The organism is Bradyrhizobium ontarionense (genome assembly GCF_021088345.1).
Lineage (GTDB): Bacteria > Pseudomonadota > Alphaproteobacteria > Rhizobiales > Xanthobacteraceae > Bradyrhizobium > Bradyrhizobium ontarionense.
The window spans coordinates 1955507-1967576 of the sequence record NZ_CP088156.1 but is presented as its reverse complement, the minus strand read 5'-3'; the positions used below and the strand labels follow the sequence as shown (position 1 = coordinate 1967576).

Sequence of the window (12070 nt, the reverse complement as noted above, 5' to 3'; positions counted from 1 at the left end):
GAGGATCCGAGACATGATGCAGCGCAGGAGCAACGGCCGGTCACGCGCTTCGTTCCGTTGCGCCGGTCGCATGGTAAGAGCGGTCGCGGACGACCAGGACGAGCATTCCGTGATATTGCAATGATGGTGGTGGAGGACGCACGACATATGTACACGGCGCTCGACGTTGATCCGGAGAAACTCGACGAACGCGAACGGGCTTTTGTTGGCAAGATTCGCCAGTACGGCTGGTCCACGACCGATGTCGGAGCAGACGATGAAGGGCCGGGATTCGCTTATACGACCGGCTTCTGGTTGAAGTTCGGTCATCCCGAGCTGATCGTGTTCTCCCTCCCTGGCCAGACCGCACATGATACGTTCTGGCATTTCTATCGCGAGCTCGAAGCTGGACGACGGGTTGCTGTTGGCAGCTCAACACTCGATGTCTTCGAGAATGTCCCCGCTGTGCTGCTCCCGGTCGCCCAACGGCACTATCGCGATCACCTGGGATGGGGCCGCTGGTTCTACGGCGGTGATCGTTTCGAATGTCTGCAGTTGTTCTATCCCGATCGCGACGGACGCTTTCCATGGTCGCCCGAGGTATCGGTCGGCCTCCGGGCGGCCCAGCCCGATCTCACGGAGGGCAATTGGTTCGGCCTCTGCGCTCGCTAGTTTGGAAGTCAGAGGTTAAGACTCGCGGCATAGGCCCCATGCGTAGAATGCCCGTCGGGCAGATTTGGCTTTACGAAATTCAGAAACCGTGCTTTGATGCACGCATCCCGCCTCAATCGGAGGGGCGTTGCGCGCGATCGTCACGACACGCGAGGCGGGGTGCGATGGCCGCGAGGGAGCCGCAGCGTGTCTTCGGACGCGCCGACGAACGGCTTTGTCGCGGACGCGAAGTCGCAGCGTGCTGACACCCCGATGCTGGTGTCCCGCGCAATGCGCGAAAGCGCATTGTCGCTATGGTGGCCAACAAGCCCGGCGCACCAGGCAGACTGCGTATAAGCGTGAAGACCATCGCGCAGGGAAGGCCGGGTGTTCTCGGCTGCACCTGTGGTACCTGCCGCCTGCATTTTTTTCGCAGGCGGGCCGCAGGCGTCAGCCGACGCCTGGCCTTCCCTGCGCCCTCCGACTTGATGAGGGTGAGCGATACCAGCATGACCCGGGCAGAGATGTCGCGGGGCCGCGAGTGTGTGGCTGATGCGAGGTGCCGACCAACCACTCAGATGTCATCGCCCGGCTTGACCGGGCAATCCAGTACGCCGCGGCTTCTCGATTCTATCATTGCGGTCTCTGGAATACTGGATCGCCCGGTCAAGCCGGGCGATGACAGCGGGGGCGCTATCGCGCAACGTTGAAGTCTATGGCTGAGTGCGATCATCTCCACCGCGCGGAATATTTTCCCCGCTTGCCAAGCCTCATGCGAGGGTCCAAAAAATCTCCAACCATTCGGGACGAAACGACAGGAAGCGGAGACGGAATTGACCATCAAGGGCAAGGCCTACATTGCCGGCATCTATGAGCATCCCACCCGGCACGCACCCGACAAGTCGACCGCGCAGCTGCATGCCGAGGTCGCCAAGGGCGCGCTGGAGGATGCCGGGCTCGGCGCCAGGGATGTCGACGGCTATTTCTGCGCCGGCGATGCGCCGGGCGGCGCCTGGCCGATGGTCGACTATCTCGGGCTGAAGGTGCGGCACATCGATTCCACCGAGACCGGCGGCTGTTCCTACCTCATTCATGTCGGCCACGCCGCCGAGGCGATCGCCGCGGGCAAATGCTCGATCGCGCTGATCACGCTCGCCGGCAAGCCGCGCACCGGTCCGATGCCGCCGCGCGCCGCCGGCGCCGAGGCCGATTTCGAGCTGGCCTATGGGGCCACCACGCACAATGCCTATGGCATGTGCGCGATGCGCCACATGCACGACTACGGCACCACGTCGGAGCAGCTCGCCTGGATCAAGGTCGCAGCGTCGCATCACGCGCAGTACAATCCGCACGCGATGCTGAAGGAGGTCGTGACGGTCGAGGACGTCATCAATTCGCCGATGATCTCCGATCCCTTGCATCGCATGGATTGCTGTGTCGTCACCGATGGCGGCGGCGCGCTGATCGTGACCACGCCGGAGATCGCGAAGAGCCTGAAGAAGCCGCTGGTGCGCCTCATTGGTCACGGCGAAGCGATGAAGGGACCGCGCGGTGGCAAGGATCTCGATCTGACTTATTCCGCCGGCGTGTGGTCCGGCCCGCGCGCTTTCGAGGAGGCGGGCGTGACGCCGAATGACATCAAATACGCCTCGATCTATGACAGCTTCACCATCACCGTGCTGATGCAGCTCGAGGACCTCGGCTTCTGCAGGAAGGGCGAGGGCGGCAAGTTCGTTGCCGACGGCAATCTCATCTCGGGCGTCGGCAAGCTGCCGTTCAACACCGATGGCGGCGGCCTCTGCAGCAACCATCCGGTCAATCGCGGCGGCATGACCAAGGTGATCGAGGCCGTGCGCCAGCTGCGCGGCGAGGCCCATCCCAAGGTGCAGGTGCAAAACTGTGATCTCGCCATCGCCCATGGCACCGGCGGCCTGCTCGGCGTGCGCCACGCCGCCTCGACCTGCATTCTGGAGCGCGTGTGATGTCTGATCAGAAGAAGCTGCCGGCCCCCATCACCAATCCCGAGACCAAGGCGTTCTGGGATGCTGCCGCCGAGGGCAAGTTCATGATCAAGCGCTGCACCGCCTGCGGCGAGGCGCATTACTTCCCGCGTTCGATCTGTCCGTTCTGCTTCTCCGACCAGACGGTGTGGGAGCAGAGCGCGGGCGAGGGCGAGATCTACACGTTCTCGATCATGCGGAAGTCGCCGACCGGCCCCTACGCGATCGGCTACGTCACCTTGAAGGAGGGGCCGTCGCTGCAGACCAATTTCGTCGATTGTGAGTTCGATGCGTTGAAGATCGGCCAGAAGGTGAAAGTCGTGTTCAAGCCGACCGACGGCGCCCCGCTGCCGTTCTTCACGCCGGCGTAGTTGGGAGCTCCGATGCAGTTGGACGTCATTGCGAGCGCAGCGAAGCAATCCAGGGCGGTCTCCACGACTCTGGATTGCGTCGTCGCTTCGCTCCTCGCAATGACGACCGAGAATGAGCGCGCCCGTCGCCACACAAAAGGTACACCCTCTCCCCTTGCGGGAGAGGGGGGCAGCCGAAGGCTGCCGGGTGAGGGGTCTCTTTCCGCAGAGACGGTTGCGCTCGCGGAGCCAAGCCCTCACCCGAGCGAGTATGACGCTGGCGTCGGCGGAGCCCTCTCCCGCAGGGGGAGAGGGCGCAGCAACGGGCACCGTGCAACGACAAGAAAAGAAGCTCGAGAAGGAGCAGGGGATGCCGATCAACTACGATGAGCTGATGGCGATGAAGGCGATCGGGCAGCCATATGCCTATGGTGATCGCGAGGTGATGCTGTACGCCTATGGCATCGGCATGGGCGCCGATCCGATGGACGAGAAGGAGCTCGCCTTCGTCAACGAGGCCACCGCCGAGCCGCGGCCGCTGAAGGTGGTGCCGACCTTCGCCTCCGTCGCGGCCTGGGGGGCAGGGCCCGGGGACATGAAGCTCAACCGCGTGCTGGTCGTCGACGGCGAGCGCGACATCACCTTCCACAAGCCGCTGGCGACGGCCGCGAAGATCACCGCCGACTCCTCCGTGCTCGCGGTGTCCGACAAGGGCAAGGACAAGGGCGCCGTGATCCGTCATCAGACGATCCTGCGCGACGAGAGCGGCGCAGCGTTGGCGACGCTCGTTGCCTCGCGTTTCGCCCGCGGCGACGGCGGCTTCGGCGGTCCGTCCGGCGGCATCCCCGAGCCGCATCCGGTGCCGTCGCGTGCGCCCGACCGCGGCGTCGACATCTCCACGCGGCTGGACCAGGCGCTGATCTACCGCTTGTGCGGCGACCGCAATCCGCTGCACTCGGACCCTGAATTCGCGCGCCGCGCCGGCTTCCCGCGGCCGATCCTGCACGGCATGTGCACCTACGGCCTCACCTGCCGCGCCGTGCTGCAGACCTATGCCGATTACGACGCGTCAGCGTTCCGGCAGCACGCGGCGCGGTTCTCCTCGCCGGTGTTTCCCGGCGAGACCGTCACGGTCGATCTCTGGCAGGACGGCGACGTGATCTCGTTCGAGGCGCGTGTGAAGGCGCGCAACGTCACCGTGATCAAGAACGGCAAGACGGTGCTGGGTTGATTGTTCGCTGTCATTCCGGGGCGCCCGGAGGGCGAGCCCGGAATCCACCACGATCGGGAGTATGGAATCCGGGCTCATCGCTGCGCGATGCCCCGGAATGACGGCTCCACGGAGGAGGCACAGATGGGACTGCTCGACGGCAAGGTGGCGCTGATCACGGGGGCGGGCGGTGGGCTCGGTGAGGCCTATGCCAAACTGTTCGCGCGCGAGGGCGCGGCGGTCGTCGTCAACGATCGTGGCGGCCCGCGCGACGGCTCCGGCTCCGACCTGTCGATGGCCGAGCTGGTGGTGGCAGCAATCACGGCCGACGGCGGCCGCGCGGTTGCCAACGCCGCCGACATCTCCACCATGGCCGGCGGGCAGTCGGTGTTCGACGATGCCATCCGCCATTTCGGCCGCGCCGACATCCTGGTCAACAATGCCGGCATCCTGCGCGACCAGACCTTCGCCAAATCCAGCGAGGCCGACTGGGACAAGGTGATCCAGGTGCACCTCAAAGGCACCTTCTGCTGCACCTTGCCCGTGTTCCGCTGGATGCGCGACAACGGCGGCGGCGTCATCGTCAACACCTCGTCGACCTCAGGCCTGATCGGCAATTTCGGCCAGTCCAATTACGGCGCCGCCAAGGGCGGTATCTGGGGCCTGTCCAACGTGCTGGCGATCGAGGGGCGCAAGTACAACATCCGGGTGTGGACGCTGGCGCCGGGCGCGCTGACGCGGATGACCGCGGATCTGCCGCGCTACAAGGAAAATCCGGGCGCGGCGCTCACGCCCGAAGGCATTGCGCCGGCCGTGCTCTACATGGTCAGCGACCTCTCAGGTGACCAGACCGGCAAGGTGCTCGGCGTGTCCGGCGCGCGCGGCGTGCGCGAGATGCGGATGATGGAGATGGAGGGCTGGAAGCCGCAATCGTCGGCCTGGAACGCCGAGGACATCGCAGCCCACGCAGAGGAGATATTCTTTTCGGAGGCCGACATTCAGAAGTCCGCCCGACGGTTTTGATGTATTCAGGTCGTCGTTCCGGGGCGCTCGCGACAGCGAGCGAACCCGGAATCTCGAGATTCCGGGTCTCGTCCTTCGGACGATCCCGGAATGACGGCAGAGAGATTGGAGACGAATGATGAAGCTCACACCTGACGCCAAGGGCACCTTCGCGATCGCGCCGACGCCGTTCCATGATGACGGCCGCATCGACGAGGCCTCGATCGACCGGCTGGTCGATTTCTATGCCGAGGCCGGCTGCGACGGCATCACGGTGCTGGGCATCATGGGAGAGGCGCCGAAGCTGGACGCCGCAGAATCCGAGCAGGTTGCAGTGCGCTTTGCCAAGCGAGCCAAGAACCTGCAGATCATCGTCGGTGTCTCCGCGCCGGGTTTTGCGACCATGCGCGCGCTGGCGCGCGCCTCGATGGATGCAGGCGCTGCCGGCGTGATGATCGCGCCGCCGCCCAGCCTGCGCACCGATGATCAGATCACGGGCTATTTCAAGCAGGCCCAGGAGGCCATCGGCGACGACATTCCGTGGGTGCTGCAGGATTACCCGCTGACGCTGAGTGTCCAGTTCACGCCCTCCGTGATCCGCAAGATCGTCATGGACAGCCCGTCCTGCGTGATGCTCAAGCACGAGGACTGGCCGGGCCTGGAGAAGATCTCCGCGTTGCGCGCGTTCCAGAAGGACGGCTCGCTGCGGCCGCTGTCGATCCTGTGCGGCAATGGCGGCCTGTTCCTCGATTTCGAGATGGATCGCGGCGCCGACGGCGCGATGACCGGCTACGCCTTCCCGGAAATGCTGGTCGACGTCGTCAAGCTGTCGCAGGCGGGGAAGCGCGATGCCGCGCACGATCTGTTCGACGCGCATCTGCCGCTGGTGCGCTACGAGCAGCAGCCGGGCGCAGGGTTGGCCGTGCGCAAATACGTGCTGCAGAAGCGTGGCGCGATTGCCTCCAGCGCCCAGCGCAAGCCGGCGTCCGGCATCAGCGCGGCGGCCAAGGCCGAGGTCGACTATCTGTTGTCACGCGTGGCGCGCTACGACGCCCGCGCCAATCTGCAACCTCGTGCCAGCGCCGCGGAGTGACCATGGCTGACGCTGCCGCCGTCCGTCCCGCTTCGACCGTGCTGCTGCTGCGCGACAGCGCAGCCGCACGCGAGCTCGAGGTGTTCATGATGGTGCGTCACCATCAGATCGAGTTCAACTCGGGGGCCCTGGTGTTTCCGGGCGGCAGCGTCGACAAGGGCGACCAGGAGATTGCCGGGATGCCCGAGCTCTATTCCGGCGGCGACGGTGTGGCGGCCGAGGCGCTTGGCTTCCGTATCGCCGGCATCCGCGAGACCTTCGAGGAGAGCGGCATCCTGCTGGCGCGGCCACGCCGTTCGGACACGCTGATCGATGCCGCCGCTGCGCGCCAGATCGAGGCCGCGCATCGGCTGACGCTGTGCGAGGGCAAGGTCAGCTTCCTCGAGGTCATCGAGACGCACGGCCTGGTGCTGGCGCTCGATGCGCTCGTGCCTTACGCCCACTGGATCACACCGGAGGGCATGCCGAAGCGCTTCGATACCTGGTTCTTCCTGGCGGCGGCGCCGCCGGACCAGCTTGGCGCCCATGACGGGCGGGAATCCACCGACTCGGTCTGGGTTTCGCCGCGCGAGGCGCTGGTGGGCGGTGAGGATGGCCGCTTCAAGCTGCCGTTTCCCACGACCCGCAACCTGATCCGGTTGGGCCAGCAGCCATCCGTTTCGGACGCGCTGGCGGCGGCGCAGGGCATGGACATCGTGACGGTGATGCCGGTCATGACCAGGACCGCCGATGGCGGCCGCCAGCTGCGCATTCCACGCGAGGCCGGTTATGACGGGGAGGTTTTCGAGTTCGGCGCGGCGGGTTAACCGCGCGGGTCTTTTTTGACGTTCGCCGTTGAACTGACGCAACTTGTTCTTTATTTGTTCCTTTGGCCGCGCGGCGGCTCGGATATAGTGTGGTTCCGACCCACGGATCCCATGAGTAGACCAGCAGCGTTCGGCGCAATTTGCAGTCGCCTCCGATCGATGACGATCGGACAGATGATCTTTGGCAGCTTTCTGCTGCTGTTGGCCGTGATCACCGCCACCAGCATGGCGAGCGTGATCGCGATCCGCCACATCGATTCGACCTTTGCCGAATTGCAGCGGCTGCAGGGCGTCGGTGATCTGGCCGAGGAGATCGACCGGCGCATGAACGAGCTGCGGCTCGCGGCGCGCGACTTCGTCACCGATCCCGCTTCGCGCTCGGACCGGGTGATGCAGGCCGCCACCGAGCTGAGCGCACTCTTGAAGAAGACGCGGCTTCAGCTCGCGCCCGAACAGCAGGCGACGATCGACGGCGTCGCACAGCGCCTGACCAACTATCGGGAGGGGATCGACCGGATCAGTGCGCTGATCGCGCAGCGCTCCGAGCTGCTGTCGGGCTTGCCGGCCGTGCGCGAGAGCTTCGAGGAGACGATTGCGGGTGTGACCGAGCGCGGCACGGCACGGGCGCTGTTCCAGGTCCAGAACCAGATTGGCGCGGCACTGTTGGCGCGCGACCCCGCCGGCGCCGAGCAGGCGGCTCGCACGATGCGGGCGATGCCGATCGAGGACAGCGCGCTACGGGGCGCAGCGGATCGTTATGCCGAGGCGATCATCGCCATCGCAGGCACGGAGGACGAGATCGCGCGGCTCGACAAGGAAGTGCTGGGCATCGAGGGGCGCTTGATCGGGCGCGTCACGGAGCTGCTGCGCGCCTTGAGCGCCAGCCAGGGCAAGGTGCTGTCGCGCGACTTCGCCCGCACGCTGGCCGAAACCAAATGGCAGAGCATCATCTTCGGAACCGCCGGCGTTCTGATCGGCATCTTTGCCGCGTCATTCGTGGTTCGCCGCACGGTGCGTCCGTTGGCCTCGATCGCACGCTCGATCCGGGCCTTGGCCGCGGGTGAGAAGGCCATGTCCATTCCCCAAACCGAGGTCCGGAACGAGATTGGCGATATCGCCCGCGCGGCAGAGGTGTTTCGGCAGACGCTGCAGGATGCCGACGCGGCGCGCGAAGCGGCCGTGCGCGCGCTCGCCGAGCAGCGGCTGGCCGAGGAGAGCTACCGCAAGCTGTTCGAGGCCTCGATCGACGGCATCTACGTCACGACGCCGGGCGGCCTCGTTCTGAACGCCAATCCGGCGCTTGCTCGCATCATGGGCTACGACTCGACGAGCGAGCTGATCCAGGGCGTGAACGACATCGCCGACACGATCTATGTCCATCCTCTGGCGCGGAAACGATATCAGAAGCTGATGCAACGCGACGGCATGGTGCGCGAGTTCGAGTACCAGGTGCGCCGGCGCAATGGCGAGATCCGCTGGCTCTCGGACAGCGCCACGGTGGTGCGCGACGAGAGCGGCGAGGTCGTCCGCTACGAAGGCGTCGTTCGCGACATCACGGATCAGAAGCGCGCCGAGGATGCGATCGCCGAAGGTCGGCGATTGCTGCAGCAGGTCATCGACACGGTGCCTGCGGTCATCAACGTCAAGGACCGCGAGCTGCGCTATGTGCTGATGAACCGCTACATGGCGGGCATCTTCAACGTCGAGCCCGAGGATGCGCTGGGGCGCACCACCGGCGAGCTGATGTCGCGCTACGGCGCCAGCAAGACGGACGGCAACGACAAGCGCGTGCTGGTGACGAAAGCCGGCCTCGGATTCTATGAGGAGGAATATCTCGATTCGTGCAGCGTCATGCGACAGTGGCTGGTCAACAAGCTGCCGCTGCTAGACGCCGACGGCGAGGTCGACAAGATCGTAACGGTGGCGCTCGACATCGGCGAGCGCAAGAAGAGCGAGCAGGAGATGCGCAAGGCCAAGGAGGCCGCGGAGACCGCGCTGCGCAATCTGCGCGAGACCCAGGCCTCGCTGATCGAGGCGGAAAAGCTTGCCGCTCTCGGCCGCATGGTCGCCGGCGTCGCCCACGAGGTCAACAATCCGGTCGGCATCAGTTTGACCGTTGCATCAGCGCTCGAGCGCAAGACCGAACGGTTCGGGGAGCAGGTGGCACGCGGCGAACTCAGGCGCTCGAGCCTCAATGAGTTCCTCGAGACGAGCCGCAATGCGGCGTCACAGCTCGTCGCCAATCTCAACCGCGCGGCCGAACTGATCCAGTCGTTCAAGCAGGTGGCGGCCGACCGCAACTATTCTGACCAGCGCACGTTCGATCTGGCCGATCTGACCGAGCAGGTGGTGATGAGCCTGCGCCCCGGCGTTCGTCGACAGAACCTGACGGTCAATGTGGATTGCCAGCCCGATCTCATCATGAACAGCTATCCCGGACCCTACGGTCAGGTGCTGACCAATCTGTTTCTCAACGCCGTCGCGCACGCTTTTCCGGACGGCCGTTCCGGGGTGATCGCGATCGCGGCACGCGAATCGGGCCGGGACAACGTCGAGATCATCTTTTCCGACAATGGCTGCGGCATGAGCTTGGACGTCCGCCGCCGTGCGTTCGATCCGTTCTTCACCACCCGCCGCGATCAGGGCGGCACGGGCCTCGGCCTGCATATCGTCTACAACATCGTGACCAATCGCCTCGGTGGCCGGCTCGATCTCGACTCGGAGCCCGGCGCCGGCACGCGCATTCAGATCATCCTGCCGCGCGTCGCACCGCTGGAGCAGGCGGCCGAGTAGGTTGGATATCTGCCACACCTGGCAATATGCCGTGTTGCTACGTGGTAGTCCGGATTGACTCTCACGAAGCCGCGATCGAATCAAATTCTGGCCCGGTTGATGCATCATCATCTGCGCACCCTGGGGTGGTGCAGGAGCCAGATGGACCAGATGGAAATGAGCAAATGGATCGTGTCCGGCGGCCATAAGCCGCATCAAGCTGATCACGCCGATCTCCGCAACCAAGGTTCGAGGCGGCAGGAGGCACGACGCTGGAAGCCTCCCATCCAGGTTACCGGCGCGGCGCTGCTGATCGCGCTCGCCGTGACACCCGCACTGGCGCGCGACCGCGGCCAGTACGCGAACTCCTCGCCGGAGATGAAGGCGTGGTTCGATGGGTTGCGCAGCGGCAAGGGACCGTGCTGCTCGGACGCCGACGGCAGCGCCGTCAGCGATGTCGATTGGGAGACCAGGAACGGTCACTACCGCGTCCGCATCGAAGGCGAATGGTTCGATGTTCCCGACGAGGCCGTCATCACCGAGCCCAACCGGGTCGGGCGCACGATGGTCTGGCCGATGCGCGGCTATCAGGGTCTGTCGATCCGCTGCTTCATGCCGGGGAGCATGACGTAGTCGGTGCGCGGTCGCTCAGGCGTATTTCTTGTCGCGCTCCAGCAGCTCGATGGAGATACCTTCGGGACCGCGGATGAAGCAGATGCGAACACCGGGGCGGATCGTGGTCGGCTCGGTCGTGAAGGTGACGCCCTTGGCCTTGAGCTCGGCGGCGACGATGTCGATGTCCTTCACGCTCAGGCCAAAATGATCGAGGCCCTGGTGTGGCGTCACGGGCGGATCACTGACGCCATCGCCAGGCTCGACCTTGGCGATGAACACGCTGGCGCCGCCGAGCCTGACGTCGATGCGGCCCGGATTGCGGACGATCTCACCGCCGAGAATGTCGTGGAGCCAGTTGGCGGTGGCTTCCGGGTCCGGGCTGCGCAGATGGATATGGTCCCAAGTGACGTTCAGCATCGTCGGACTCTTTCGGAAAGTGAACCGCCGGCATGGCCGCGGCGTTTTAGGTCTGCTGACATAGTGGCGGGCGCGCCTGTTTACCCACTCGGGATCGGCAACGCCAGTCCGGCAATCGCACCCGTCGTCGCGGCTGCCCTCCAATTGTCGGCTTTGCATGCAACCAAGGCGGAGTTCGACGATTGAAGCTTTCTGAAGCGAGTGTCCGATCCGCCACACCAGGGCAGCCGATGGAGCCGACATGAGCGCTGGTCTCTCTCGTTTGCTCGGGCGCCGGACTGGTGGCACGGCCCTGCGGAGCGCAGCCTCGCGCACCGCCGGCCCGGATCTGCAGTTGAGGTCGGCGCTGGTCGGACTTGTCGTGCTCGCCACGATGGTGTTGGGAACGGCCGCCTGGCTGACGGTGTCCGCGGACGATGGCGAGAGCGTCGATGGCAGCCTGCTGAGGCTCACGCCGGAGACGATGGCCGGAATGCCCGTCGGTGATGAGGACGGGATGGGGCTTTCGCGCGCGATCGTCGGCTCATCATCCCCGACTCCGGGCGGCAGCCTCATGGAAGCCAACGCAAGCATCGCCCCCGCCACGCAGCAGAGGATACAGGCCGCTGCGTCGGACCCGGTCATCTTGTCCGGCCTGCGTATCAGCTCCCAATCCTGGCAACGCGGGGGCCTCGGGTCGAAGGCGCTGGTCACGTTTACGGTGCGGAATGCCAACCAATTCGCGGTCAGGGATGTCGAGATCAGCTGCGCCTTCAGCCGGCGCGACGGAAGCCACGTCACGGACCGCAGACGTCTCGTTTCGGGGGAAGTGAGGTCGCGGAGCCGGAAGACGTTCGCAGCCGTCCACGTCGGATTTGTCAACGTTAATGCCAGCACGGCCAAATGCGCGCTGGTTGCAGCGGCGAAAATTTAGTTATGTCGCGCTAGTTACCCGCGGTCTTTGAACCTGAGCCGGACCACCGGGAACATACTGTCATGGTCCTCCGTTAGGTGGATGGTCGGCGCTGGTGTGCCGACGGAGCGGTAAATTATGCCCATTTTGCGTTACTTTCTTTTCGTCGGCGGAGCTCTGCTTGCGCTGTTGGTGCTTGCTGACGCTGTGCTTCCTAACGTGCAGTTGCCGGCGAGCTTCACCTCTGCATCGGATCTGCCCCCAATCCGCATTCAGTCCGCCC

Annotated in this window: 11 protein-coding genes; 10 read left to right on the top strand and 1 reads right to left on the bottom strand. The window is 65.1% G+C overall.

Annotated elements, in window-relative coordinates; genetic code table 11:
- The first annotated feature begins 120 nt into the window (after positions 1-120).
- From LQG66_RS08865 to LQG66_RS08825, 9 genes are all read left to right on the top strand, one after another.
- Positions 121-651 (top strand): DUF4262 domain-containing protein, encoded by a 531-nt coding sequence (locus tag LQG66_RS08865; protein WP_231325503.1) that lies wholly within the window; start codon positions 121-123, stop codon positions 649-651.
- Between the two features lie 812 nt (positions 652-1463).
- Entirely contained in the window at positions 1464-2612 is a 1149-nt protein-coding gene (locus LQG66_RS08860) for a thiolase domain-containing protein (RefSeq protein WP_231325501.1), read from the top strand.
- On the top strand, positions 2612-3001 hold the full coding sequence (locus tag LQG66_RS08855; RefSeq protein ID WP_231325499.1) for a Zn-ribbon domain-containing OB-fold protein: 390 nt from the start codon (positions 2612-2614) through the stop codon (positions 2999-3001). The genes LQG66_RS08860 and LQG66_RS08855 overlap by 1 nt, the downstream gene beginning before the upstream one ends.
- Before the next feature lie 349 nt (positions 3002-3350).
- The gene (locus LQG66_RS08850) at positions 3351-4211 is read left to right on the top strand and encodes a MaoC family dehydratase (protein WP_231325497.1); all 861 of its coding nucleotides are present in this window, start codon (positions 3351-3353) and stop codon (positions 4209-4211) included.
- A gap of 123 nt (positions 4212-4334) precedes the next feature.
- Complete coding sequence (locus LQG66_RS08845) at positions 4335-5213, top strand: SDR family oxidoreductase (RefSeq protein ID WP_231325495.1); 879 nt, start codon at positions 4335-4337, stop codon at positions 5211-5213.
- Positions 5214-5331: 118 nt separating this feature from the next.
- Positions 5332-6285, top strand: a complete 954-nt coding sequence (locus LQG66_RS08840; RefSeq protein ID WP_231325493.1) for a dihydrodipicolinate synthase family protein — start codon at positions 5332-5334, stop codon at positions 6283-6285.
- Between the two features lie 2 nt (positions 6286-6287).
- Positions 6288-7091, top strand: coding sequence for an NUDIX hydrolase (locus LQG66_RS08835; RefSeq protein WP_231325491.1), 804 nt, complete (start codon positions 6288-6290; stop codon positions 7089-7091).
- A 111-nt stretch (positions 7092-7202) separates the two neighbouring features.
- Complete coding sequence (locus LQG66_RS08830; RefSeq protein WP_231325489.1) at positions 7203-9884, top strand: PAS domain S-box protein; 2682 nt, start codon at positions 7203-7205, stop codon at positions 9882-9884.
- Positions 9885-10034: 150 nt separating this feature from the next.
- A complete protein-coding gene (locus LQG66_RS08825; RefSeq protein ID WP_231327729.1) occupies positions 10035-10496 on the top strand; it encodes a hypothetical protein in 462 nt (153 codons plus the stop codon).
- 15 nt (positions 10497-10511) lie between these two features.
- Here LQG66_RS08825 and LQG66_RS08820 read toward each other — a convergent pair whose 3' ends face one another.
- A complete protein-coding gene (locus LQG66_RS08820) occupies positions 10512-10895 on the bottom strand; it encodes a VOC family protein (protein ID WP_231325487.1) in 384 nt (127 codons plus the stop codon).
- A gap of 241 nt (positions 10896-11136) precedes the next feature.
- On the opposite strand from LQG66_RS08820, the gene LQG66_RS08815 reads away from it, so the two are divergent.
- Entirely contained in the window at positions 11137-11808 is a 672-nt protein-coding gene (locus LQG66_RS08815; protein WP_231325485.1) for a hypothetical protein, read from the top strand.
- Positions 11809-12070 lie beyond the last annotated feature (262 nt).